Annotated in this window: 21 protein-coding genes, 2 pseudogenes and 2 riboswitches; of the genes and pseudogenes, 12 read left to right on the top strand and 11 right to left on the bottom strand. The window is 67.8% G+C overall.

Annotated elements, in window-relative coordinates; translation table 11 throughout:
• Nucleotides 1-20 precede the first annotated feature (20 nt).
• Complete coding sequence (locus tag QGN30_RS07280) at nt 21-953, bottom strand: sigma-70 family RNA polymerase sigma factor (protein ID WP_009954095.1); 933 nt, start codon at nt 951-953, stop codon at nt 21-23.
• A 156-nt stretch (nt 954-1,109) separates the two neighbouring features.
• Here QGN30_RS07280 and QGN30_RS07275 point away from each other — a divergent pair, with 156 nt between their 5' ends.
• Nucleotides 1,110-2,441, top strand: a complete 1,332-nt coding sequence (locus tag QGN30_RS07275; RefSeq protein ID WP_248923226.1) for an aspartate aminotransferase family protein — start codon at nt 1,110-1,112, stop codon at nt 2,439-2,441.
• A 58-nt stretch (nt 2,442-2,499) separates the two neighbouring features.
• On the opposite strand, the gene QGN30_RS07270 is transcribed toward QGN30_RS07275, so the two are convergent.
• The gene (locus QGN30_RS07270; protein ID WP_009954099.1) at nt 2,500-2,784 is read right to left on the bottom strand and encodes a hypothetical protein; all 285 of its coding nucleotides are present in this window, start codon (nt 2,782-2,784) and stop codon (nt 2,500-2,502) included.
• Between the two features lie 170 nt (nt 2,785-2,954).
• On the opposite strand from QGN30_RS07270, the gene QGN30_RS07265 reads away from it, so the two are divergent.
• The 4 genes from QGN30_RS07265 to QGN30_RS07250 all read left to right on the top strand — a co-directional run bounded on the left by QGN30_RS07265 (nt 2,955) and on the right by QGN30_RS07250 (nt 7,076).
• Nucleotides 2,955-4,196 (top strand): D-alanyl-D-alanine carboxypeptidase family protein, encoded by a 1,242-nt coding sequence (locus QGN30_RS07265; RefSeq protein WP_014381024.1) that lies wholly within the window; start codon nt 2,955-2,957, stop codon nt 4,194-4,196.
• A 6-nt stretch (nt 4,197-4,202) separates the two neighbouring features.
• Nucleotides 4,203-5,555, top strand: a complete 1,353-nt coding sequence (locus QGN30_RS07260; protein WP_233042206.1) for a sugar porter family MFS transporter — start codon at nt 4,203-4,205, stop codon at nt 5,553-5,555.
• A gap of 14 nt (nt 5,556-5,569) precedes the next feature.
• Nucleotides 5,570-6,673, top strand: coding sequence for an N-acetylglucosamine-6-phosphate deacetylase (gene nagA, locus QGN30_RS07255; protein ID WP_263650307.1), 1,104 nt, complete (start codon nt 5,570-5,572; stop codon nt 6,671-6,673).
• Nucleotides 6,674-6,685: 12 nt separating this feature from the next.
• Nucleotides 6,686-6,748, top strand: a riboswitch (guanidine-III (ykkC-III) riboswitch).
• Nucleotides 6,749-6,761: 13 nt separating this feature from the next.
• The gene (locus QGN30_RS07250; protein ID WP_008260036.1) at nt 6,762-7,076 is read left to right on the top strand and encodes a DMT family transporter; all 315 of its coding nucleotides are present in this window, start codon (nt 6,762-6,764) and stop codon (nt 7,074-7,076) included.
• Here QGN30_RS07250 and yhjD read toward each other — a convergent pair.
• Both yhjD and trpS read right to left on the bottom strand, forming a co-directional pair.
• Nucleotides 7,073-8,110: an inner membrane protein YhjD gene (gene yhjD / locus QGN30_RS07245; protein WP_009954105.1), complete on the bottom strand. Its 1,038-nt coding sequence runs from the start codon at nt 8,108-8,110 to the stop codon at nt 7,073-7,075. The genes QGN30_RS07250 and yhjD overlap by 4 nt on opposite strands.
• 11 nt (nt 8,111-8,121) lie before the next feature.
• Entirely contained in the window at nt 8,122-9,141 is a 1,020-nt protein-coding gene (gene trpS, locus QGN30_RS07240; RefSeq protein WP_014381028.1) for a tryptophan--tRNA ligase, read from the bottom strand.
• Nucleotides 9,142-9,381: 240 nt separating this feature from the next.
• Here trpS and QGN30_RS07235 point away from each other — a divergent pair, with 240 nt between their 5' ends.
• Nucleotides 9,382-10,191: an alpha/beta fold hydrolase gene (locus QGN30_RS07235; protein ID WP_014383222.1), complete on the top strand. Its 810-nt coding sequence runs from the start codon at nt 9,382-9,384 to the stop codon at nt 10,189-10,191.
• Here QGN30_RS07235 and QGN30_RS07230 read toward each other — a convergent pair.
• Complete coding sequence (locus tag QGN30_RS07230) at nt 10,184-11,425, bottom strand: NADP-dependent isocitrate dehydrogenase (RefSeq protein WP_009954109.1); 1,242 nt, start codon at nt 11,423-11,425, stop codon at nt 10,184-10,186. The two genes, QGN30_RS07235 and QGN30_RS07230, sit on opposite strands and share 8 nt — an antisense overlap.
• A 19-nt stretch (nt 11,426-11,444) precedes the next feature.
• Entirely contained in the window at nt 11,445-13,682 is a 2,238-nt protein-coding gene (locus QGN30_RS07225) for an NADP-dependent isocitrate dehydrogenase (RefSeq protein WP_095562898.1), read from the bottom strand.
• 149 nt (nt 13,683-13,831) lie between these two features.
• Nucleotides 13,832-13,948, top strand: a riboswitch (SAM riboswitch).
• A gap of 178 nt (nt 13,949-14,126) precedes the next feature.
• On the opposite strand from QGN30_RS07225, the gene QGN30_RS07220 reads away from it, so the two are divergent.
• The 4 genes from QGN30_RS07220 to QGN30_RS07205 are packed head-to-tail and all read left to right on the top strand — an operon-like array spanning nt 14,127 to nt 17,867.
• Nucleotides 14,127-15,515 carry a bifunctional o-acetylhomoserine/o-acetylserine sulfhydrylase gene (locus tag QGN30_RS07220; RefSeq protein WP_014385729.1) on the top strand — a complete coding sequence of 463 codons (1,389 nt, stop codon included), beginning with the start codon at nt 14,127-14,129 and terminating at the stop codon, nt 15,513-15,515.
• 14 nt (nt 15,516-15,529) lie between these two features.
• Nucleotides 15,530-16,678 carry a homoserine O-acetyltransferase MetX gene (gene metX, locus QGN30_RS07215; protein WP_009954114.1) on the top strand — a complete coding sequence of 383 codons (1,149 nt, stop codon included), beginning with the start codon at nt 15,530-15,532 and terminating at the stop codon, nt 16,676-16,678.
• Complete coding sequence (locus QGN30_RS07210; RefSeq protein ID WP_009954115.1) at nt 16,675-17,409, top strand: class I SAM-dependent methyltransferase; 735 nt, start codon at nt 16,675-16,677, stop codon at nt 17,407-17,409. Before metX ends, QGN30_RS07210 begins: the two co-directional genes overlap by 4 nt.
• 23 nt (nt 17,410-17,432) lie before the next feature.
• Nucleotides 17,433-17,867: a VOC family protein gene (locus QGN30_RS07205; RefSeq protein WP_009954116.1), complete on the top strand. Its 435-nt coding sequence runs from the start codon at nt 17,433-17,435 to the stop codon at nt 17,865-17,867.
• A 26-nt stretch (nt 17,868-17,893) separates the two neighbouring features.
• Here QGN30_RS07205 and QGN30_RS07200 read toward each other — a convergent pair.
• The 3 genes and pseudogenes from QGN30_RS07200 to QGN30_RS07190 form a co-directional block, all read right to left on the bottom strand.
• Nucleotides 17,894-18,223, bottom strand: a pseudogene (locus QGN30_RS07200) (HNH endonuclease signature motif containing protein); the annotation flags it as partial.
• Nucleotides 18,224-18,322: 99 nt separating this feature from the next.
• A complete protein-coding gene (locus QGN30_RS07195) occupies nt 18,323-19,393 on the bottom strand; it encodes an IS110 family transposase (RefSeq protein ID WP_042792078.1) in 1,071 nt (356 codons plus the stop codon).
• 238 nt (nt 19,394-19,631) lie between these two features.
• Nucleotides 19,632-20,675 (bottom strand): annotated as a pseudogene (locus QGN30_RS07190) (13E12 repeat family protein); the annotation flags it as partial.
• Nucleotides 20,676-20,946: 271 nt separating this feature from the next.
• Here QGN30_RS07190 and QGN30_RS07185 point away from each other — a divergent pair.
• A complete protein-coding gene (locus tag QGN30_RS07185; RefSeq protein ID WP_196233685.1) occupies nt 20,947-21,504 on the top strand; it encodes a DUF732 domain-containing protein in 558 nt (185 codons plus the stop codon).
• Here the strand turns inward: QGN30_RS07185 and QGN30_RS07180 are convergent.
• Both QGN30_RS07180 and QGN30_RS07175 read right to left on the bottom strand, forming a co-directional pair.
• Nucleotides 21,501-21,782, bottom strand: coding sequence for a DUF3017 domain-containing protein (locus QGN30_RS07180; RefSeq protein ID WP_008260053.1), 282 nt, complete (start codon nt 21,780-21,782; stop codon nt 21,501-21,503). The two genes, QGN30_RS07185 and QGN30_RS07180, sit on opposite strands and share 4 nt — an antisense overlap.
• Complete coding sequence (locus tag QGN30_RS07175) at nt 21,779-22,624, bottom strand: bifunctional methylenetetrahydrofolate dehydrogenase/methenyltetrahydrofolate cyclohydrolase (protein WP_036459640.1); 846 nt, start codon at nt 22,622-22,624, stop codon at nt 21,779-21,781. The genes QGN30_RS07180 and QGN30_RS07175 overlap by 4 nt, the downstream gene beginning before the upstream one ends.
• Nucleotides 22,625-22,706: 82 nt before the next feature.
• Between QGN30_RS07175 and QGN30_RS07170 the strand changes: the two genes are divergently transcribed.
• Nucleotides 22,707-23,921, top strand: coding sequence for an NADH:flavin oxidoreductase (locus tag QGN30_RS07170; protein ID WP_036459641.1), 1,215 nt, complete (start codon nt 22,707-22,709; stop codon nt 23,919-23,921).
• The last annotated feature ends 1 nt before the right edge of the window (nt 23,922 follow it).

Below are 23,922 nucleotides of genomic sequence, written 5' to 3'. Positions count from 1 at the left end.
CTGCGCCTGACTCGACTGACTTACGGCTGCTCGCGCCGCAGCGGAGAGCCGGTGAACTTCTCGGGATTGGCGACATCCCATAAGGCGCAAACCTTTCCGTCGCGCACCGTCATCGCCATGATCCGCGGGCACATCTCGCGGTAGCCGTCGGCAGCGGGGAAGCCGGCGGTGTAGATGCCCAGCTCGCCGTTGACCAGTCCTGCTTGATAGGACGTGTAGAAGGCGGGCCCGTAGCGGTTTGCCAGGCCGAGCATGAACCGGACCACCTTGTCCGGGCCGTGAATGACGTGAACCGCGGTGGGCGCCTTGCCATTTGAATCGCCGGTGAAGATGACGTCCGGGTGCAGCAAGGAGACCACCGCCTCCAGATCGCCGGCGGCCATGGCGGCCAACAACTTTCCCACCACCTCATTGTGCGATGGGTCGGGTTCGGGCGGTGGCTCGGCCGCGACGGCCTTGCGGGCCCGCGAGGCCAGCTGCCGGGCGGCGGCCTCGCTGGTACCCAGCGCCTCGGCAACCTCCGCGAACGGCACGTCGAACCCGTCGTGCAAGACGAACGCGACCCGCTGGTCAGGCGAGAGGCGCTCCAGCACCACCATCGCCGCGAACCGGGCGTCCTCGCCGGCCACCACCGCGGACAGCGGGTCGGCTTCGGAAGCAGGCGGGCCGAATCCGGTGACGACGGGCTCGGGCAGCCAGTTTCCGGTGTAGGTCTCGCGCCGGTGCGCCGCCGAGCGCAGCCTGTCCAGACCAAGCCGGCTCACCACCGTGGTCAACCACGCCCGCAGGTCGGTGATCTGCGTTCCCTTGTCGGGGTCCTGGCGGTGCCAGCGCAGCCAGGCATCTTGGACGATGTCCTCGGCGTCGGCGATCGTGCCGGTCAGCCGGTAGGCGACCGACATGAGATGCGGTCGCAACGACTCGAATTCGCTGACCTGTTGCGCTGAGGTCATATCGCCGAGCCTAGCCCGGCGACGGCGAGCGCCGAAACGGCGCGAGTGAGGAGTCGGGCAATCCAACCAAGCCCGGCGACGGCGAGCGCCGAAACGGCGCGAGTGAGGAGTCGGGCAATCCAGCCGAGCCCGAAGCGGGCGCTACGCTCACCACCAATGACCGACAACCTGTGGCTGCACTTCTCCCGGCACGGCCCGGGAATCACGCCGCCGATCATCACCCGCGGTGAGGGCGTCACCATCTTCGACGACCGCGGCAAGAGTTACCTCGACGGCCTATCCGGGCTGTTCACCGTGCAGGTCGGTCACGGCCGCGCCGAGCTCGCCGAGGCCGCCGTCCGGCAGGCGGGCACGCTGGCGTTCTTTCCGCTGTGGGGATACGCCACCCCGACGGCGATCGAGCTCGCCGAGCGCCTCGCCGGCTACACCCCGGGTGACCTCAACCGCGTCTTCTTCACCACCGGCGGCACCGAGGCCGTCGAGACCGCGTGGAAACTGGCCAAGCAGTACTTCAAGCTCACCGGCAAACCCGGTAAGCACAAGGTGATTTCGCGATCGGTCGCCTACCACGGCACCACCCAGGGCGCCCTGGCGATCACCGGGCTGCCCCGGTACAAGGCGCCCTTCGAACCGGTGACGCCCGGCGGCTTCCGGGTGCCCAACACCAACTTCTATCGGGCACCGGAACCGCTGCGCACCGACCCGAAAGCCTTCGGGCAGTGGGCCGCGGACCGCATCGCCGAGGCCATCGAGTTCGAGGGCCCCGACACCGTGGCGGCGGTGTTCCTGGAACCGGTGCAGAACGCCGGTGGCAGCATCCCGCCTCCCCCAGGCTATTTCGAGCGCGTGCGGGAAATCTGCGACGAATACGACGTGCTGCTGGTCTCCGACGAGGTGATCTGCGCGTTCGGCCGCATCGGGTCGATGTTCGCCTGTGACGACTTCGGCTACGTGCCCGACATGATCACCTGCGCCAAGGGAATGACGTCGGGCTACTCACCGATCGGCGCAATGATCGCCAGCGAGCGCCTGTTCGAGCCGTTCAACGACGGCGCGACGATGTTCCCGCACGGCTATACCTTTGGCGGCCATCCGGTTTCGGCGGCCGTCGGGCTGGCCAACCTCGACATCTTCGAGCGCGAGGGGCTCAACGATCACGTCCGGGCCAACGCGCCGGCCTTGCGCGCCACCCTGGAAAAGCTCTACGACCTGCCGATCGTCGGCGACGTGCGCGGCGAGGGGTTTTTCTACGGCGTGGAACTGGTCAAGGACAAGGCGACCAAGCAGACGTTCAGCGACGACGAGCGCCGGCCGCTGCTGGCGCGGGTGGGCTCGGCACTGTTCGATGCCGGGTTGTATTGCCGCACCGACGACCGTGGCGATTCGGTCATTCAACTGGCGCCGCCGCTGATCAGCTGCCAGGCCGAGTTCGACACCATCGAGGCCATCCTGCGCGAGGTGCTGCACGAGGAGTCGGCGCGGCTCTAGCCGGATGGTGGCGACCCGCTGCGCCCGGCTTCGCCGCGCTTGCGATCGCCACCAGACACTAGCTCGCGCGCCTGACCGCGTCGGCGGCCAGCATCACCTCGCGGACGTGCGGGGCGCTCGGATTGCGCCCGAACCGCGAGACGGCGTTGCACAACCAGGCCAGTGCCGAGCGCAGCTCCGGCTCGGTGGCAGCGTCACGATGCAGCGTGAGTTCCGCCAGCACCTGATCGAGCCCGGAACGCCGCACCTGGGTCGCCTTCTCCACCTGTTTGAGCAGATCCTTCAGCGCGCGCGGGGCGACACCGGCCGCGCCGTCGCGCCGGCGCCGCAGCCTGGCCCACAATCGGTCGTCGGGAATGGCGAATCCTCTGAAGTCGGTGCGGGCGGGCGCTTCCCGCGGACCGCGCGCCCAGCGTATCCCGGGGCCGCCGCCCCGGCTGAGTAACTTCCGTCTCATCAGTCACAGCGCGGCTCCCCGAATTCGGGCCCCCGATCGCTTAATGTGCACAGACGATGAGCTTCCTACGTTCGATGTCGTGCCTGGTCGCAGCGGGTTTCGTGGCCTGGGCTCCCGCCACGATTGCCTTGCCCCCCGCCAAGGCCGAACCCGGCGCCGAACCCAACGCCGCGCCCGCGAGCTGCCCGTACAAGGTGAACACCCCGCCGGCGGTGGACTCGTCGGAGGTCCCCACGGCCGGGGATCCCCCGATCCCGCTGGCGGTGCCCGCCAAGCCGGTGGGGGGTGACGCCCTGGCCAGTTGCGGCATTGTCGCCGCACCCAACACGCCGCCGCTCCCGGGCGATGTGTCCGCCGAGGCCTGGCTGGTGGCCGACCTGGACAGCGGCGCGGTCATCGCCGCCAAAGACCCGCACGGCCGGCACCGCCCGGCCAGCATCATCAAGGTGTTGGTGGCAATGGCCGCCATCAACACGCTCAACCTGAACAAGTCGGTCGCCGGAACCGCCGACGACGCGGCCGCCGAGGGCACCAAGGTCGGCGTCCAGGAAGGCGGCGTGTTCACCGTCAACCAGCTGCTGCACGGGCTGCTGATGCACTCCGGCAACGACGCCGCCCACGCGCTGGCCATGCAGCTCGGCGGCATGCAGCAAGCGCTGGAGAAGATCAACGTGCTGGCCGCCAAGCTCGGCGGCCAGGACACCCGGGTGGCGACGCCGTCCGGGCTGGACGCGCCCGGCATGAGCACCTCGGCCTACGACATCGGGCTGTTCTATCGCTACGCGTGGCAGAACCCCACGTTCGCCAACATCGTCGCGACCCGGACGTTCGACTTCCCCGGCCACGGCGACCACCCCGGCTACGAGCTGGAGAACGACAACCAGCTGCTCTACAAGTATCCCGGCGCCCTGGGCGGCAAGACCGGCTACACCGACGACGCGGGCCAGACGTTCGTGGGCGCGGCCAACCATGACGGGCGGCGGCTGGTGGCGGTGCTGCTGCACGGGACGCGGCAACCGATCGCGCCGTGGGAACAGGCCGCCCATCTGCTGGACTACGGGTTCGCCACCCCGCAGGGCACGCAGGTCGGCTCGCTGGTCGCTCCCGACCCGTCGCTGGCGCCCGCCAAGAGCGACACCGCCGCCGACCGGCTCGCCAATAACGCCGCGGCCGGCGCGATCATCGGCTCGGCGGACGCCATGCCGGTCCGGGTGGGCGTCGCTGTCATCGGCGCCATCATCGTGTTTAGCTTGATCATGGCCGCACGCTCGATGAACCGCCGACCCCAACACCGCTGAGCGCCGGTGGGCACCGGATCGCGGCGCGGCCTGCTGGTCGGGCTGACCGCCGCCAGCGTGGGCGTCATCTATGGCTATGACCTGTCCATCATCGCCGGTGCGCAGTTGTTCGTCACCGAGGACTTCGGGCTGTCCACCCGGCAACAGGAACTGCTGACGACGATGGTGGTGATCGGCCAGATCATCGGGGCGCTCGGCGCCGGTGTGCTGGCCAACGTGATCGGCCGCAAACGCTCGGTCGTGCTGATCCTGTTCGCCTACGCGGCTTTCGCGCTGCTGGCCGCGTTCTCGGTGTCGCTGCCGATGCTGCTGGGGGCGCGCCTGCTCGTCGGGCTGACCATCGGCGTGACGGTGGTGGTCGTCCCGGTGTACGTGGCCGAATCGGCGCCGACGGCGGTGCGCGGCTCGCTGCTGACGGCTTACCAGCTGGCGATCGTCAGCGGGCTCATCGTCGGATACGTGACCGGCTACCTGCTGGCTGGCACGCACAGCTGGCGGTGGATGCTGGGGTTGGCGTGTGTGCCCGCACTGCTGTTGGCGCCGTTGGTGATTCGGATGCCCGATACGGCCCGGTGGTACGTGCTCAAAGGCCGGGTCGACGACGCCCGGCGGGCGCTGCTGCGGGTGGAGCCCGACGCGCGGGTGGACGACGAGCTGGCCGATATCGGCCGGGCGGTCAGCGAAGGTGGCGGCCGGCTCTCCGAGATGCTGCCGGAAATGGTTCGCAGGCCCTATCTTCGGGCGACTGTCTTCGTCGTCGTTCTCGGCTTCCTGATCCAGATCACGGGCATCAACGCGATCATCTACTACAGCCCCCGGATCTTCGAGGCCATGGGCTTCACCGGAAATTTCGCGCTGCTGGGTCTGCCGGCGCTGGTCCAGGTGGCGGGATTGGCCGCCGTCGGCACGGCGCTGCTGCTGGTCGACCGGGTGGGCCGGCGGCCAATCCTGTTGTGCGGCACCGCGATGATGATCGGCGCCGATGTCGTGCTGATGGCCGTGTTCGGCCGTGGGATCGGCGGCGCGGTCGCCGGGTTCGCCGGCGTGTTGCTGTTCATCTTCGGCTACACCATGGGTTTCGGCTCCCTGGGCTGGGTGTACGCCAGCGAAAGCTTCCCGTCCCGGCTGCGCTCGATCGGGTCGAGCACCATGTTGACCTCCAACCTGGTGGCCAACGCCATCATCGCCGCCGTCTTCCTGACCATGCTGCATTCCTTGGGCGGCGCAGGGACTTTCGCGGCGTTCGCCGCGCTCGCGTTGATCGCGTTCGTCTTCGTCTATCGGTATGCGCCGGAGACCAAGGGCCGCCAGCTCGAGGACATCCGCCACTTCTGGGAGAACGGCGGCCGGTGGGACTGATCGCCGCGGGAACCATGGTCGTGGACGGGCGGCTCTGCCGACCGGGCTGGCTCGAGACCGCTGGCGGGCGGATCGCGGCCGCCGCGCCCGGGCCGCCGCCGCGCCCGCCCGACCGCGACTACCCCGATTGCACTGTGGTGCCGGGATTTATCGACATGCACGTGCACGGCGGCGGGGGCGCTTCCTACACCGACGCCGACGGCATCGGCAAGGCCGCCGCCTTCCACCTGCGTCACGGCACCACCACGACGCTGGCCAGCCTGGTGACCGCCGCTCCCCCGGAATTGCTCAGTGGGGTGCGCGCGCTCACCGACGCCACCAGGAGTGGCACGATCGCGGGGATCCACCTCGAAGGCCCCTGGCTGAGCCGGGCACGGTGCGGGGCCCACGACCGCACCCAGATGCGCGACCCGGACCCCGACGAGATCGATGCGCTGCTGACCGCCGCCGGCGACGCGATCAAGATGGTCACCCTGGCGCCGGAGCTGCCCGGTGCCGACGCCGCCATCCGGCGTTTCCTGGACGCGGGAGTCGTTGTGGCGGTGGGCCATACCGACGCGACCTACGAGCAGACCCGCCGCGCCATCGAGCTGGGCGCCACGGTCGGCACGCATCTGTTCAACGCCATGCCGCCGCTGCACCATCGGGAGCCCGGCCCGGCGCTCGCGCTGCTGCGGGACCCACGGGTGACCGTCGAGCTCATCGCCGACGGCGTGCACCTACACCCGGACGTGGCGCGCGCGGTGATCGAGGCCGCCGGCGCGGACCGCGTCGCCGTGATCACCGACGCGATCGCCGCGGCGGGCCGCGCCGACGGCGCGTATCGGCTCGGCGCGGTGCGCATCGACGTGGTCTCCGGCGTCGCGCGGGTGCAGGGGACGTCGACGATCGCGGGCAGCACGGCCACCATGGATCGGCTCTTTCGCGCCGTGGCCGGGTTCGGCGCGAACCGCGACGCCGGGCTGGCCGCGGCGGTTCAGGTGACGTCGGCGACCCCGGCGCGCGCGCTCGGGCTCGAACGGGTCGGTAGCCTGCGGCCCGGCTACGACGCCAATCTTGTGGTGCTCGACCGTGATCTGCGGGTGAGCGACGTCATGGTGCGCGGCGACTGGCTCTGAGCGTTAACATCGGAGACGTCAGCACCTGACACCGGACGAGGGGCCCCGTACCCGGCCAGCGACAAGACGGGCGCCGTGGAGGTGCGCAATGGCATGGCTCGTCTTGATCGCGTCGGGCGTCCTGGAGGCGGTGTGGGCGACCGCCCTGAACAAGTCCGACGGCTTCTCCCGGCTCGGCCCTTCGCTGGTCTTCGTTGTCGCACTGGCGCTTTCGATGGCCGGGCTGGCGACCGCGATGCGCACGCTGCCGGTCGGAACCAGTTACGCGGTCTGGGTCGGCGTCGGGGCCGTGCTGACGGTGGGCTACGCGGCGCTGATCGGCGAGGAACCGGCGTCGTTGACCAAGCTGTTGCTGATCGGCGGCATCGTGGCCTGCATCGCGGGCTTGAAGTTGGTCAGCTAGCGGCCACGGCGGGCCAACCCTGCGATCCGCGAAAGTGCCAGCGCCCCAACGGCTCCCAGCCCCATTGCGGTCAGCGTCTGGCGGGTGCTCAGACCTTCGTCCATGTGCACCCGCGGCGCGATGATCGCCGGGGCCGGGGGCTCCACAGGGCGGTCGCGCGGGTCGGTGGATGCCGTCGCCCCCCACGCAGTGCAGAACAACACGAGATAGGCGGTGATGTAAGCGAACACCATCAACCCCAGCACCGGGCCGAACGCCGCGCCCGCGGGGCTGCGCAACACCGTCTTCAAATAGATCGACCCCACCTGCTTGAACACTTCGAAGCCGACGGCCGCGATCAGCCCGGCCCGCATCGAATCGACGAAGCTGACCTTCTCCCGGGGCAGGCGCGCGATCATCCACGTGAACAGCAGCCACGACACCAAGGTCGCGATCAGGATCGAGAAAAGCCAGAACAGCCAATCGAACACCGCGAATTGCGGCACGCCAAGCCATTTCAGCAACGCGGCCATCGGCGCGGCGTGGCCGACGGTGGTCAGCGCGACGGTGGCCAGGATCACCGCGAACGTCCCCACCATCGCCAGCAGATCGGAGAACTTGCTCCGCACGAAGCCCGGCGACTCCACGTGCGAGTCCCACCACATCTCGGTCAGCGCCTGCCGCAGGTGCGATATCCAGCCCAGCCCCGCCCACACCGCGGTGACCAGACCGATGACACCGACCGAAGTCCGGGCGTCGATGGCCGAGTTCATCAACTCCTGCAGCTGATTACCCAGCGTGCCCGACACCTGGGACCGGATGTGGTCGTCGATCGTGCTCAGCAGGTGCGGCCGCCGGGCCAGCACGAAGCCGAACACCGCGAAACCGACCATGAGCAACGGGAACAACGCGAAAATCGTGTAATACGTGAGGCCGGCGGCGAAGAACCCGCCGTTGCGCTCGTCGAAACGCTGGTAGGCGCGGATGACGTGGTCGAGCCACCCGTGCCGGGACCGCAGCCGATCAAGAAACCCCTCCTCGGCCGGCTCGCTCATGGTGAAACGTCTTACCTCCGTTGCGGAAGGAACCCAAGCCGATCGTAAACCCGCTGGACCGTCTTCCCGGCGACATCCTGGGCCCGTTCGGCGCCGGCCGCCAAAACGGCCTCCAATTCGGCCAAGTCGGCCGTCAGTTCGTCGACGCGGGCCTTGATCGGGGCGACGAACTCGACCACCGCCTCGGCGGTGTCCTTCTTCAGATCGCCGTAACCCTTTCCGGCATAGCCCTCGACGAGCTTGTCGACGCCGACGCCGCTGACCGCCGACTGGATGGTCAGCAGGTTGGACACGCCGGGCTTGGCGTCGGTATCGAAGCGGATCTCGCGCTCGCTGTCGGTCACCGCCGACCGAATCTTCTTGGCCGACAACGCCGGATCGTCGAGCAGGTTGATCAGCCCGGCGTCGGTGGCCGCGGATTTGCTCATCTTCGACGTGGGGTCCTGTAGGTCGTAGATCTTCGCGGTCGCCTTGGGGATGAGCACGTCGGGTACCACGAACGTGTCCGGGAATCGGGCGTTGAACCGCTGCGCCACGTCGCGGGCCAGCTCGAGGTGCTGGCGCTGGTCTTCGCCCACCGGCACCAGGTCGGTGTCGTAGGCCAGCACGTCGGCGGCCTGCAGCACCGGATAGGTGAACAAACCCACGGTGGTGGAGTCGGCGCCCTGGCGCAGCGACTTGTCCTTGAACTGCGTCATCCGCGACGCCTGCCCGAAGCCGGTGAAGCAGCCCAGCACCCACGCCAACTGGGAGTGGGCGGGCACGTGGCTCTGCACGAACACGGTGCTGCGCGCCGGGTCGATGCCCAGCGCCAGGTATTGGGCGGCGGTGACCAGGGTCCGCCGCCGCAGCGCCTCGGGATCCTGGGCGACGGTGATGGCATGGAGGTCGACCACGCAGAAGAACGCGTCATGGTCGTCCTGCAGTTCGACCCAGTGGGTGACGGCGCCCAACGCGTTACCCAGGTGAAGCGAATCGGACGTGGGCTGCACGCCGGAGAAAATGCGGCTGGATCCGGTAGCGGTGCTCATGATGCACCGATCTTTTCACGCGCGGCCGCCCCGCCCGGTGTGCGGCCAGCCTCACCCTCGATGCCGAGTGTGCGGCGTGCCGGCCGCTCGCGATCGGCCCGCCTTGCGATACCGGCGGTACCGCCTTTAATGTCGGGCTATGCACAACCTCGTCTGCTCGGCTCCCCGCTCGTGAGACCCGCTCACTCGGCGTCGCACTCGGCCCGTCCCCCGATTCATCTCGGTTCCGGCGAGCCGGTCGTGCTGCTCCACGGGTTTTTGATGTCGCAGACGGTGTGGGATCCGGTGGCGCCGCGGCTGGCCGACACCGGCCGCTACGAGGTCTTCGCCCCGACCATGGCCGGGCACAACGGCGGCCCCTACGCGGGCACCTGGCTGCTGAGCTCGTCGGTGCTGGCCGACCACGTCGAACGCCAGCTCGACCAGCTCGGCTGGGAGAGCGCGCACCTGGTGGGCAACTCGCTGGGCGGCTGGGTGGCCTTCGAGCTCGAGCGACGCGGGCGGGCGCGCAGCGTCACCGGCGTCGGCGCCGCGGGCGGGTGGACGCGCTGGAGCCCGGTCAAATTCGAGGTCATCAGCAAGTTCATCGCCGGGATGCCGATCCTGGGACTGGCCCGGCTGCTGGGCCCGCGCGCGCTGCGGCTGCCGCTGAGCCGCCGCCTGGCCACCCTGCCGCTGAGCGCCACCCCGGAAGGGGTCAGCGACGAGCAACTGCGCGGTGTGGTCGACGACGCCGCGCACTGCCCGGCGTACTTCCAGCTGCTGATCAAGTCGCTGCTGCAGCCCGGCCTGCTGGAGCTGGCGCAGACCGCGGTGCCCGTGCAGCTGGTGCTGTGCGAGAAGGACCGGGTGGTGCCGCCCAGCAGGTTCAGCCGGCATTTCACCGACTTTTTGCCGGAGGGAACGAAGATCACCAAGCTCGACGGCGTCGGGCACGTGCCGATGTTCGAGGCGCCGGAGCGGATCACCGCGGCCATCGCCGACTTCATCGACGAGTGCACCGCGGGCCCGGACCGGCTTTCCGACCGGCACCGGCCGCCGGCTAGCTAGCCAGTTCCTTTTCCAGGTTCTCCGCGATCGAGTCGAGGAATTCCTCGCTCTGCTGCCACTCCTGGTCGGGCCCGATCAGGATGGCGAGGTCCTTGGTCATCTTCCCGCTCTCGACGGTGGAGACGACGACGTTTTCCAGCGTCTGCGCGAACTCGACCACCTCGGGGGTGTCGTCCAGCTTGCCGCGGTGCGCCAGTCCCCGCGTCCAGGCGAAGATCGAGGCGATCGGGTTGGTCGAGGTCGGCTTGCCGGCCTGGTACTGGCGGAAGTGCCGGGTGACGGTGCCGTGCGCGGCCTCGGCCTCGACCGTCTTGCCGTCGGCCGTCATCAGCACCGAGGTCATCAGCCCCAGCGAGCCGTAGCCCTGGGCGATGGCGTCGGATTGCACGTCGCCGTCGTAGTTCTTGCACGCCCACACGTAGCCGCCCTCCCACTTGAGGCAGGCGGCGACCATGTCGTCGATCAGCCGGTGCTCGTAGGTCAGGCCCTCGGCCTCGAACTGCTCCTTGAATTCCTCGTCGTAGATGCGCTGGAACTCGTCTTTGAACATGCCGTCGTAGGCCTTGAGGATGGTGTTCTTGGTGGACAGGTACACCGGCCACTTGGCGTTCAGGCCGTACTTGAACGACGCGCGCGCGAAGTCGCGCACGGAGTCCTTGAAGTTGTACATCCCCATCACCACGCCGCCGTCGTCGGGCAGGGACACCATCTCGTGGACCATCGGCTCGCTGCCGTCGGCCGGGGTGAACGTGATGGCGACGGTGCCGGGCTTGTCGACCTTGAAGTTGGTCGCCCGGTACTGGTCGCCGAACGCGTGGCGGCCGATGACGATCGGTTTGGTCCAGCCCGGAACCAGGCGCGGCACGTTGGAGATGACGATCGGTTCGCGGAAGATGGTGCCGCCCAAGATGTTCCGGATCGTCCCGTTCGGCGAGAGCCACATCTTCTTGAGGTTGAACTCCGAGACGCGAGCCTCGTCGGGGGTGATCGTCGCGCACTTGACGCCCACGCCGTGCTTCTTGATGGCGTAGGCCGCGTCGATCGTCACCTGGTCGTCGGTGCGGTCGCGGTGCTCGATGCCCAGGTCGTAGTAGTCCAGATCGATGTCGAGGTGCGGAAGGATCAGCTGGTCCTTGATCAGCTTCCAGATGACGCGGGTCATCTCGTCGCCGTCGAGCTCGACCACGCGGCCCTTGACCTTGATCTTGGCTTCTTTGGAACCCGGGCTCGACATCGGTGCCTTTCCTGCGGCGTCAGCCTTGTGCGGCGGCCAGCACTTCGTTGAACGTCTTGCTCGGCCGCATCACCGCCGTCGTCTTCTCGCTGTCCGGGTAGTAGTACCCACCGATGTCGACCGACTCACCCTGCACCTCAGCGAGTTCGCCCACGATGGTGTCCTCGTTCTCGGCCAACGAGTCCGCCAGCGCGGCGAAGCGCTCGCGCAAATCCTGGTCGTCGTTTTGCGCGGCGAGTTCCTGGGCCCAGTACAGCGCCAGGTAGAACTGGCTGCCGCGGTTGTCGAGTTCACCGGTCTTGCGCGACGGACTCTTGTTGTTGTCCAACAGCTTTCCGATCGCGGCATCCAGCGTCTTGCCCAAGAGCTTGGCGCGCTCGTTGTCGGTCTTGATGCCGATGTCCTCGAAACACGCTCCCAGAGCCAGGAATTCACCGAGGGAGTCCCAGCGCAGGTGGTTCTCCTCGACGAGCTGGTGGACGTGCTTGGGCGCCGAACCGCCCGCGCCGGTTTCGTACATTCCGCCGCCGGCCATCAACGGCACGATGGACAGCATCTTGGCGCTGGTGCCCAGCTCCAGGATCGGGAACAGGTCGGTGAGGTAGTCGCGCAGGATGTTTCCGGTGGCGGCGATCGTGTCCTGGCCGCGCATCGCGCGCTCCAGCGTGTACCTCATGGCCCACACCTGCGGCATGATGTTGATGTCCAGGCCCTCGGTGTCGTGTTCCTTGAGGTACTCCTTGACCTTCTTGCGCAGCTCGACCTCGTGCGGGCGTTCGGTGTCGAGCCAGAACACCACGGTCATGCCCGAGTTGCGCGCCCGGGTGACGGCCAGCTTGACCCAGTCCCGGATCGCTTCGTCCCGCACGATGGGCATGCGCCAGATGTCGCCGGCCTCCACGTTCTGGGTGAGCAGGACCTCCCCGGTGTCGAGGTCGACGATGTTGGCGACGCCGCCCTCGGGGATCTCGAAGGTCTTGTCATGCGAGCCGTACTCCTCGGCCTGCTGCGCCATCAGCCCGACGTTGGGGACCGTGCCCATCGTCGTCGGATCGAACTGCCCGTGGGTCTTGCAGAAGTTGATGATCTCTTGGTAGATCCGGGAAAAGGTGGACTCGGGGTTGACGGCCTTGGTGTCCTTCTGCCGACCGTCGGCGCCCCACATCTTGCCGCCTGCGCGGATCATCGCCGGCATCGACGCGTCGACGATCACGTCGCTGGGCGAATGAAAGTTGGTGATGCCCTTGGCCGAATCGACCATCGCGAGCTCGGGCCTGTGCTCGTGGCAGGCGTGCAGGTCGCGGATGATCTCCTCGTGCAGCGACGCCGGCAGCGACTCGATCTTGCTGTACAGATCGACCAATCCGTTGTTGACGTCGACGCCGAGTTCGTCGAAGAGCTCCTGGTGCTTGGCGAAGGCCTCCTTGTAGAAGATCTTCACGGCGTGGCCGAAGACGATGGGGTGGGAGACCTTCATCATCGTCGCCTTGACGTGCAGCGAGAACATCACGCCGGTCTCGTAGGCGTCCTGCATCTGCTCCTCGTAGAACTCGACGAGGGCCTTCTTGCTCATGAACATGGAGTCGATGACGTCGGCGTTGCGCAGCGACACCATCGGCTTGAGCACGATCGTCTCGCCGCTTTCGGTCTCCAGCTCCATCTTCACGTTGCGCGCGCGGTCCAGCGTCATCGACTTCTCGCCGTGATAGAAGTCGCCGCCGCGCATGGTCGCGACGTGGGTGCGCGACGCCGGCGACCAGGGCGCCATGCTGTGCGGATGCTTGCGCGCATACTCCTTGACGGCCTTGGGTGCGCGTCGGTCCGAGTTGCCTTGCCGCAGTACGGGATTCACGGCGCTGCCCAGGCACTTGGCGTAGCGGTCGCGAATTTCTTTGTCCTCGTCGGTCTTCGGGCTCTGCGGAAAGTCCGGAATCTTGAATCCCTTGCCTTGCAGCTCCTTGACGGCGGCGATCAGCTGGGGCACCGAGGCGCTGATGTTGGGCAGCTTGATGATGTTGGTGTCGGCCAGCTTGGTCAGCCGGCCCAACTCCGCGAGGTTGTCCGGGACCCGCTGCTCTTCGGTCAGGTGTTCGGGGAACTCGGCGAGGATCCGGGCGGCCACGGAGATGTCGCTGGTCTTGATCTCGATGCCCGCGGGTTCGGCGAAGGCACGCACGATCGGCAGGAACGCGTAGGTCGCCAGCAGCGGCGCCTCGTCGGTCAGCGTGTAGATGACGGTCGGCTTTTCGGCGCTCACGGTCCCTCTCCCGGCGTGATTATGGTCAGATCTGTGGGGGGCTCAGCAATCTAACTGCCACGTTATCAAGGGTGTTTGGACAGGTGTCGACCTGCGTCTGCACCGCGACAGTTGGCAGCGGGTCGGCACAGTAAGATAGTCTTCGTATTGGTCATGAGCGCCAGCGACAAGCCCCGGCTTGCTGGCCGGCAACCCTCCAACCGCGGTGGGGTGCCCCGGGTGATGACCAGGTCTAGTAGCCACAGGCTGCGCGGCAAGCGCGGGTCCGCCATAACGGACCCCTGACTAGAGGGGACACGTGATGTGCTTCTGTCCAGCTCCTTGCGATCATCGGCTCGCCTTGGTGGAGCCGCTGATGTGCGCGACCGTGCGCCGCTGCTAGCCGGCCGGCCGTAAGGCCCCGCTGAAGACCCGAGCCCATATTTCAGGAGAAAGCCAACCCACGTGAGTTCCGACAGTTCTTCTTCCAACGGCACCACCAGCGAGAACACCGATCCGACCGCGCATTGGTCGTTCGAGACCAAGCAGGTGCACGCCGGGCAGCAGCCCGACCCGGCCACCAACGCCCGCGCCCTGCCGATCTACCAGACCACCTCGTACGTCTTCGACGACACCACGCACGCCGCCGCCCTGTTCGGGCTGGAGGTGCCGGGCAACATCTACACCCGGATCGGCAACCCGACCACCGACGTCGTCGAGCAGCGCATCGCCGCGCTCGAGGGCGGTGTGGCGGCGCTGTTCCTGAGCTCCGGCCAGGCGGCGGCCACGTTCGCCATCTTGAACATCGCGTGTGCCGGAGATCACATCGTCTCGAGCCCCAGGCTCTACGGCGGGACCTACAACCTGTTCCACTACTCGCTGGCAAAGCTCGGCATCGAGGTCAGCTTCGTGGAGGACCCCGACGATCTGGATTCGTGGCGGGCCGCGGCGCGGCCGAACACCAAGGCCTTCTTCGCCGAGACCATCTCCAACCCGCAGATCGACATCCTGGACATCCCCGGTGTCGGCGGGGTCGCCCACGACACGGGCGTCCCGCTGATCGTCGACAACACGATCGCCACGCCCTACCTGATCCAGCCGCTGAAGCACGGCGCGGACATCGTCGTGCACTCGGCCACCAAGTACCTCGGCGGCCACGGCTCGGCGATCGCCGGGGTCGTCGTCGACGGCGGCACGTTCGACTGGACGCAGGGCCGTTTCCCGGGGTTCACCACGCCGGACCCGAGCTACCACGGGGTGGTGTTCGCCGAGCTCGGACCGCCGGCCTACGCGCTCAAGGCGCGCGTGCAGCTGCTGCGCGACCTCGGTTCGGCCGCCGCGCCGTTCAACGCGTTCCTGGTCGCCCAGGGCATCGAGACGCTGAGCCTGCGCGTCGAGCGTCACGTCGCCAACGCCCAGCGCGTGGCCGAGTTCTTGTCCGGCCACGACGGCGTGCTCTCGGTGAACTATGCGGGACTGCCCAGCTCGCCCTGGCACGAGCGGGCAAAGAAGCTGGCGCCCAAGGGAACCGGGGCGGTGCTGTCGTTCGAGCTGGCCGGCGGCATCGAGGCCGGCAAGGCCTTCGTGAACGCGCTGAAGTTGCACAGCCACGTCGCCAACATCGGCGACGTGCGTTCCCTGGTGATCCACCCGGCCTCCACGACGCACGCCCAGCTGTCCCCGCAGGAGCAGCTGAGCACCGGGGTTAGCCCGGGCCTGGTGCGGCTGGCGGTCGGCATCGAGGGGATCGACGACATCCTGGCCGACCTGGAGCTCGGCTTCGCCGCGGCGGCCAAGTTCGGCGCGACCGCCGGAGCCTCGGGCACCGATCCGCACGCCGTGGCGGCGTTCTGAAGGAGACCGCCCCGATGACGATCCCCGACGCGCCCACCCAAACGCTGCCCGACGAAGGCGAAATCGGCTTTGTCCACATCGGCTCGCTGACCACCGAAAGCGGCGCGGTGATCGACGACGTGCACATCGCCGTGCAGCGCTGGGGCGAGTTGTCGCCCACGCGCGACAACGTGGTGGTGGTGCTGCACGCGCTGACCGGTGACTCGCACGTCACCGGCCCGGCCGGACCAGGACATCCCACCGGCGGCTGGTGGGACGGCATGGTCGGGCCGGGAGCCCCGATCGACACCGACCGGTGGTGCGCGGTGGCCACCAACGTGCTCGGCGGTTGCCGCGGCTCCACCGGGCCCAGCTCGCGGACCCGGGACGGAAAGCCTTGGGGCTCAAGGTTCCCGCGGATTTCGATCCGCGACCAGGTGGAGGCCGACATCGCCGCACTGGCCGCGCTGGGGATCGACGAGGTCGCCGCGGTGGTCGGTGGATCCATGGGCGGCGCAAGGGCTTTGGAGTGGATGGTCGGTCACCCGGACCGGGTCCGGTCCGGGCTGCTGCTGGCGGTGGGCGCGCGCGCCACCGCCGATCAGATCGGTACCCAGTCCACGCAGATCGCGGTGATCGAGGCCGACCCGAACTGGCAGGGCGGCGACTATCACGACACCGGGCTGGCGCCCGACACCGGGCTGGCGATCGCGCGGCGCTTCGCCCACCTGACCTACCGCGGCGAGGTGGACCTGGACACCCGGTTCGCCAATGACGCGCAGGGCGACGAGGATCCCGCCGCCGGCGGCCGCTACGCGGTGCAAAGCTACCTGGAGTACCAGGGCGACAAGCTGCTCGAGCGCTTCGACGCGGGCAGCTACGTGGTATTGACCGAGGCGCTGAACACTCACGACGTCGGCCGTGGCCGCGGCGGGGTGGCCAAGGCGCTGCGCGGCTGCCCGGTGCCGGCGGTGGTGGGCGGCATCACGTCCGACCGGCTCTACCCGCTGCGTCTGCAGGAGGAGTTGGCCGAGCACCTGCCGGGCTGCACCGCTTTGCAGGTGGTCGACTCACTCTGCGGGCACGACGGCTTCCTGGTGGAATCCGACGCGGTGGGCGAATTGATCCGCAAGACACTGGTTTTGGCCGGCGCGGACAGCAGGGAAGGCACGTCGCAACGGTGACCCGCTCGCGGCACGACCGCTCCTTGTCATTCGGCTCGGCGGCCGCGGCCTATGAGCGTGGCCGCCCGTCCTATCCCCCGGAAGCGATCGACTGGCTGTTGCCGGTCGGCGCGCGCCAGGTGCTCGACCTGGGGGCGGGCACCGGCAAGCTGACGACCCGGCTGGTGGAGCGCGGCCTGGACGTCGTGGCCGTCGATCCGATCCCGGACATGCTGGAGGTGCTGCGGACCTCGCTGCCCGAGACCCGCGCCCTGCTGGGCACGGCCGAAGAGATTCCGTTGGAAGACAACAGCGTTGACGTGGTGCTGGTGGCCCAGGCCTGGCATTGGGTGGACCCCGAGCGCGCGATACCCGAGGTGGCCCGCGTGCTACGGCCGGGCGGGCGGCTGGGCCTGGTGTGGAACACCCGCGACGAACGGCTCGGCTGGGTGCGCGAACTGGGCCGGATCATCGGCAGCGACGGCGACGGCGGCCGCACCCAGGTGCAGCTGCCCGAGCCGTTCACCGACCTCGCGCAGCATCGGGTCGAGTGGACGAGTTACCTTACGCCGCAAGCATTGATCGACCTCGTCGCGTCGCGCAGCTACTGCATCACCTCGCCGACCGAGGTTCGCTCCAGAACGCTCGACGAGGTGCGCCAGTTGCTGGCCACCCATCCGGCCCTGGCGAATGCGACCGGGCTGGCGCTGCCCTATATCACCATGTGCACCCGGGCGACGCTGGCCGGCTGAGCGCCCGCGTAGTGTCTCGTCGCATGGAGCAGCGACTGAGTCTGATCACCCTGGGCGTTGCCGATCTGGACCGCGCCCGCCGCTTCTATGAGCGCCTGGGCTGGCACGGTCAAGTGGTGCAGGAGACCGTCTTCTTTCAGGCGGGCGGCATCGCGGTGAGTCTGTGGGCGCGAGAGAAGCTTTCGGCCGATCTCGGCATCGCCGATCAAGGCGATGACGGTTTCGGCGGCATCGCCTTGGCTCACAACGTGCGGTCGCGCGCCGAAGTGGACGAGATCCTGGCCGCGGCAACAGATGCCGGAGCCACCATCACCCGCGCCGCTGCCGAAACGTTCTACGGCGGGTATGCGGGCGCGTTCCGCGATCCCGATGGTCACGCATGGGAGATCGCCCACAACCCCGGGTTCGCGCTAGCCGACGACGGCGCGATCACAGTCCCCGACTTCTCGGAAGGCTGATCCGTCGTTCAAGTACCCCAGCCCGGTTACCACCCGTCATCGTCGTCGTCACGCAGTAGTTTCTCCGGATGGTGGAAGGTGTTGGTGCGTGGCCGATTACGCTCGAGGTGGGGTGGGGGTTTCCATTCGGTCTCGCCGCGGGTGTTTTTGCGGGTGGTCCAGCCGCCGGGGTTGAGCATGCGGTGATGCGGGCCGCAGGCGAAGGTGAGCTGGTTGATGTCGGTGCTGTGACAGGTGCTGTAGTCGGTGGTGTGGTGGACTTCGCAGTAGTAACCCGACACGGTGCAGCCCGGGGCGGTGCAGCCGCGGTCCTTGGCGTACAACACGATTCGTTGTCCCGGGGAGGCCAGCCGCTTGGCGCCTCTCTGTGTCAAGAGGTGTGCCATTGTTCGGTTGTATGGTGGCTGCTAGCAGGTCCGGGAAGTGGCTTGTCCGAAGAGTCAGTGTGCGGGGTTTCAGCTGGCCGCGCTGGATATTAGAGCCGCCCCCGATTGTCCTCCCGGGCCTGCCTTACGTCTTGTCGCGTCGCGGAGCAGTTGGCGGTAGACGATGTCAGACAGGCGTCGTTTCAGGCACCGTATTGCTTCCTTGTGACTCTTACCGCCGGTTCGTTTCCGCAAGTAGTAGGCCTTGCTTGGGGTGTCCTGCCGGATTTGTGTTAAGGCCATGATGTGTAGACAGCAGTTGAGTTGGCGGTCTCCGGCGCGAGAGAGCCGGTGGCGGATGACATCTCCGGAGGACACGTCGATCGGGGCGGTGCCGTTGTAGCTGGCGAACGCCGCGGCGGAGCAGAACCGATCGATGGTGCCGACTCGGGCGAGGATCTTGGCCGCGGTCAATTCTCCGATGCCGCACAACTCGGTGAGGGTTGTGCCAGAGGCGCTGACGGCGGTCTTGATGTCGGCGGCCGCCTTGGTGATTCGGCGGTCCAGGTGGCGTACCTCAGTGATGAGGTCGGCGGCGAGGCTGCGCAGGGTTTTGCCGGCGGCATCGCGAGGACGGACCTTGCGAAGGAGTTCGACGGCCCGCTCGGCTGTGAGATCACGTTTTGCACCACCAGGAATGAGATTGGCAAGCACGACGTGCAGGCGGTTGACGGTCTGGGTGCGGGTTTTGACCAGGTCGTCGCGGTGGTCGACGATCGCACGTAGGGCGATCACGGTGCCGTCTACCACAACAGAAGTCAGCGAACGTGCGCTCAGTGCGGCGATCCCCACGCTTACTGCGTCCGCGTCGTCGTTCTTGCGACCGTGGCCGGTCGACAGCGTCCGCACGCGCGCAGCTAGTTTCGCAGGTATATCGACGACGTCGATTCCGTCGGTACGTAGCCACGCTGTCAGTGGCGCGCCCAGACCGGATGCGCCTTCGATCGCCCATGTCGAGTCGGGCCACTGGCGGGCGAAACGACGCAATGCGCGGTAGCCGTCACGGCTGACCGGTACGCGAATGGCGGCTACGGGCCGCGACGAGGCGTCCACTGCTGCGGCAGTCCAGGACGCTTTGTGTGGATCGATTGCGATCACCATCTGGGTCTTCAATATCGCTGGCACGAAACTTCTCTCCTCGCCTCGGTTTAGAGATGAAAGCGCGGAGGGCACACCAACTTTCGGCTACGCAGGCCTCTCTTCAGCCACTCTGCGCATATACGGCGGTGACCGGCCGACAAGCCAAGCGAAAGTCAACCACGGGTGACAGGTGTGATACGAGTCAACCGGCCACCACCTCGGAGATCATGGCTGCAGACCACGATCGCCTGCAAGGATTTAACAAGTTGGTGTGATACAGCGCCAGGGCCTTGCCCTTATCGAAAATCGCCAAGTAGTGATGCGCGTGGCGGGCCAGGCGGATCACCTCACTCATCGGCAAAATCGTGCCCCCACCGGTCAGGGCTCGCCCGGCGGCGGCCTCCAACTCGGCCAGGGTGGTGGTGACGATGATGGAGGCCGGTAACCCGTTGTGCTGACCCAACTCCCCAGAGGCCAACAGGCCACGCAGCGCCGCCAGCAGGGCGTCGTGGCCGCGCTGAGCAGCCGAGCGGGTATCACGGTCGATGGCCTCTTGGCTGGGCGTCCCGTCGACACACGGGATGTCGTCGAGAGGGTTGCACATGCCCGGGGCGCCGAGTTTGGCCTCCACGGCTTCCAGCGTGGCCCGCAGCTCGGGGGTGATCAGGCCCCGCAGCTCCGACATGCCGTCGGCCTGTTGGCGGCCTAGGGTCACCCCGCGGCTGCGGGCCCGGTCCTCATCGGTGAAGACGCCATCGGGGTTAAGCGCATCGGTGAGCCCGCGGGCCAGCTCGGTGAGGTGTTCGGGGCCGAACTGGGTGCCGAACCCGGCCAGTTGGGCTTCGGCGAACTCACGGGCCGCAGCGCTCACCCAGCCGGGTAGTTGGTGGTAGAACTTGCGGATCACGGCCACCTGACCCGCGCCCAGGTCTCCGGCGCGCTGGGCCGCCGCGGTGGCCGCCAACACCGGCGGCAATGGTTCACCGGTCAATCCGTGGCGCTGACCTAAATCGGCGGCCTCTTTGATACGCCGAGACGCTTCGTGACGGCTGATCAGGGTACGTTCGGTCAGCGCGTGGGCCAGCCCGCCGCCGAGCTCCTGCGAGGGACCTTGGCGGGCCAGCGAATTGAGCAGCGGATGCTCAATGACCGGAATGCGCCGGCGCAGCCTCTCACAACGCTCCAACACCGCCAGCTGCTGCTGAACGGTCAACGCGTCGAGCACCAACGCACACGCGCGGTCCACCTCGGCATCGAGCGCGTCGAACACCGCGTCGACATCGGGCAGACCAGTGGAACTCACACCGCCAAACTATCGACACACACCGACAAAAATCGGCTCTGAGGCCGCCCTAGATTCACACTCGCGCAATTGGTTTCGAAAAATCCGATCCCGAGAAGACAGCCGATTCTCCGCCCGCTCAATAAGCCACATCGCGAACACACCCACCTCACGAAACGCTTATTGTGCGAACCTTTACCCCACCGTTTCGTAAACGTGACAGTGATAGATCAGAGTTCGTAGGCGTGATTCGAGTGCCGTCGGTGCACTCCATGCGGACGGGGAGGCTGGCGTGAAGGCACTTGCACGAACTCATCAATGGATCTGGGTCTTGCGCCAACAGCCCCTCACCATTCGCCTGCTCGCCGCGGCCGCCGGCCTGCTCACCGTGGCCTCGGCCTTTGCGGCGCCGGCCGAAGCGGAGGGCAACGGCGACGACTTCATCGACGCGCTCAATCACGCCGGCATCGACTTCGGCGAACCCGGAAACGCGATGGCCGTAGGCGAGTCGATCTGCCCGATGCTGGCGCAGCCGGGCGGCAGCTTCGCCGGGGCAGCGTCCAGCATCTCCGGCCGTGGCATGTCCCCGCAGATGGCGAGCATGTTCACCACGATCGCGATCCAGACGTACTGCCCCCAGGAGATGGCGAACATCGCCAGCGGCAACCTGTCCGGCGCCATGCCGCAGGTTCCGGGAATGCCCGGCCAGATCCCGGGAATGGGGGGCCAGATCCCGGGCATGGGTGGCCAGATCCCGGGCATGGCGGGCCAGGTCCCCGGAATGACGGGCCAAATCCCGGGCATGGCGGGCCAGATGCCGGGACAGATTCCGGCGCTCCCGAGTTACTAGACGGTGCCCAGCGGGTCGATCGTCCAGGCAATGTAGTCCATCGCCGCCCCGACCGCCGCGGTGGTGATGAAGTCGATTCCCTTGCCGCGCACCACCAATAGGCCGGCCCGCTCCTCGGATAGCACCAATCGCAACAGCGCGGCCACGCCCACACCGATGCCGATCAACAGCGAGCCCCGCCGCCAGAAGTTGGCTCCCACCAATACCAGTGCCGCGGCAAAGATCAAGCCCACCAACAGAATCGGCCACTGGGCTCGCAGCACGGTCCGCGCGGTCATTCCCGTTCGGCCAGCTCGACGACGTTGGTCAGCAGGAACGCCCGGGTCAAGGGGCCCACACCGCCCGGGTTGGGCGACACGTGCCCGGCCACGTCCCAGACGTCGGGATGCACGTCGCCGACGAGTCCGTCGTCGGTCCGGCTCACCCCGACGTCGAGCACCGCGGCGCCGGGACGCACCATGTCGGCGGTCAGCAGGTGCGGGACTCCGACGGCGGCCACGATGATGTCGGCCTGTTTGGTCAACGCCGGAAGGTCGCGAGTTCCGGTGTGGCACAACGTCACCGTCGCGTTCTCCGAACGGCGGGTCAGCAGCAGCCCCAACGGGCGACCGACCGTCACACCGCGGCCGATGACGACCACGTGCGCCCCGGCGATCTCGACGTCGTAGCGGCGCAGCAGGTGCACGATGCCGCGCGGCGTGCACGGCAGCGGGGCAGCGTTGTTGAGCACCAGCCGGCCCAGGTTGGTCGGGTGCAGACCGTCGGCGTCCTTGTTCGGGTCGACGCGCTCCAGCGCCGCGTTCTCGTCCAGGTGCTTGGGCAGCGGCAACTGCACGATGTAGCCGGTGCAGTCGGGGTTCGCGTTGAGCTCGTCGATGGTCTCGTTGAGCGTGGCGGTGCTGATGTCGGCGGGCAGGTCGCGGCGGATCGAGGTGATCCCGACCTTGGCGCAGTCGGCGTGCTTGCCCCGCACGTACGCCTGGGAGCCCGGGTCGTCGCCCACCAGGATGGTGCCCAAACCGGGGGTGCGTCCCGACGCGGTCAATACGGCCACCCGCTGTTTGAGGTCGACGAAGATCTCGTCGCGGGTGGCCTTGCCGTCCAGCGTGATTGCTCCCACGCTGACAGTCTGGCAGATCTCGATGATGGCGACCCGCCGCGCCCGGCTACGCCGCGCTCGCGATCGCCATTAGGCTCCCGGTATGTCTACCCCTCCGGACGTCTTCAGCCCCGCGAAGCTCGGTCCGATAACGCTGCGTAACCGCGCCATCAAGTCCGCCACGTTCGAGGCGCGCACGCCCGAGGCGCTGGTGACCGACGACCTCATTGAATACCACCGGCTGCCGGCCGCCGGCGGGGTCGGCATGACGACTGTCGCCTACTGCGCCGTCTCGCCCGGCGGGCGCACCGAGGGCAACGGCATCTGGATGCGGCCCGAGGCCGTGCCGGGGTTCCGCCGGCTCACCGACGCGATCCACGCCGAGGGCGCGGCGGTCAGCGCGCAGATCGGCCACGCCGGCCCGGTCGCCAACGCCAAGTCCAACAAGGCGAAGGCGCTGGCGCCGGTCCGATTCTTCAACCCGATCGGGATGCGGTTCGCCAAGAAGGCCACCCGTGAGGACATCGACGACGTCATCGAAGGCCACGCGAACGCCGCCCGGCTGGCCATCGAAGCGGGCTTCGACGCCGTCGAAATCCACCTGGGCCACAACTACTTGGCGAGTTCGTTCCTGTCCCCGCTGATCAATCGCCGCGACGACGAATTCGGCGGATCGCTGCAGAACCGGGCGAAGGTCGCCCGCGGGATGGTGATGGCCGTCCGCCGCGCGGTCGAAAAGGAAGGCACGCCGATCGCGGTGACCGCCAAGCTGAACATGGCCGACGGCGTTCGCGGCGGCATCAGCACCGACGAATCGCTGACCACCGCCAAGTGGCTGGAAGAGGACGGTGGGCTCGACGCGATCGAACTGACCGCGGGCAGCTCGCTGGTCAATCCGATGTACCTGTTCCGCGGCGACGCGCCGCTCAAGCAGTTCGCCGGCGCGTTCAAGCCGCCGCTGCGTTGGGGCATGCGCATGACGGGCAAGAAGTTCCTGCGCGAATACCCCTACCGCGAGGCCTATTTATTGCGCGACGCCAAGCTGTTTCGCGCCGAGTTGAAGATGCCGTTGATCCTGCTCGGCGGCATCACCAACCGCGAGACGATGGACCTGGCGATGGCCGAGGGTTTCGAGTTCGTCGCGATGGCCCGCGCGCTGCTCGCCGAGCCTGACCTGATCAACCGGATCGCCGCCGAGGACGCCCAGCACCGGGTGCACTCCGCCTGCACGCACTGCAATCAGTGCATGCCGACGATCTACAGCCGGACGCACTGCGTCGTGACCGGCGCGCCCGACGCCGCGGCCGCTCCACGCTGAT

It is taken from the genome of Mycobacterium sp. 3-98 (assembly GCF_035918355.1).
In the GTDB taxonomy this organism is placed as follows: Bacteria; Actinomycetota; Actinomycetes; order Mycobacteriales; family Mycobacteriaceae; genus Mycobacterium; species Mycobacterium intracellulare.
This window is presented reverse-complemented; position numbering and strand designations above follow the sequence as displayed.

Coding starts and splice junctions, on each gene's coding strand:
- QGN30_RS07230 (WP_009954109.1), bottom strand. CDS start 11,425: ATGTCGAGCCCGGGTTCCAAAGAAGCCAAGATCAAGGTCAAGGGCCGC.
- QGN30_RS07275 (WP_248923226.1), top strand. CDS start 1,110: ATGACCGACAACCTGTGGCTGCACTTCTCCCGGCACGGCCCGGGAATC.
- QGN30_RS07265 (WP_014381024.1), top strand. CDS start 2,955: ATGAGCTTCCTACGTTCGATGTCGTGCCTGGTCGCAGCGGGTTTCGTG.
- nagA (WP_263650307.1), top strand. CDS start 5,570: ATGGTCGTGGACGGGCGGCTCTGCCGACCGGGCTGGCTCGAGACCGCT.
- metX (WP_009954114.1), top strand. CDS start 15,530: ATGACGATCCCCGACGCGCCCACCCAAACGCTGCCCGACGAAGGCGAA.
- QGN30_RS07170 (WP_036459641.1), top strand. CDS start 22,707: ATGTCTACCCCTCCGGACGTCTTCAGCCCCGCGAAGCTCGGTCCGATA.
- QGN30_RS07180 (WP_008260053.1), bottom strand. CDS start 21,782: ATGACCGCGCGGACCGTGCTGCGAGCCCAGTGGCCGATTCTGTTGGTG.
- QGN30_RS07280 (WP_009954095.1), bottom strand. CDS start 953: ATGACCTCAGCGCAACAGGTCAGCGAATTCGAGTCGTTGCGACCGCAT.
- yhjD (WP_009954105.1), bottom strand. CDS start 8,110: ATGAGCGAGCCGGCCGAGGAGGGGTTTCTTGATCGGCTGCGGTCCCGG.
- QGN30_RS07250 (WP_008260036.1), top strand. CDS start 6,762: ATGGCATGGCTCGTCTTGATCGCGTCGGGCGTCCTGGAGGCGGTGTGG.
- QGN30_RS07205 (WP_009954116.1), top strand. CDS start 17,433: ATGGAGCAGCGACTGAGTCTGATCACCCTGGGCGTTGCCGATCTGGAC.
- trpS (WP_014381028.1), bottom strand. CDS start 9,141: ATGAGCACCGCTACCGGATCCAGCCGCATTTTCTCCGGCGTGCAGCCC.
- QGN30_RS07195 (WP_042792078.1), bottom strand. CDS start 19,393: ATGGTGATCGCAATCGATCCACACAAAGCGTCCTGGACTGCCGCAGCA.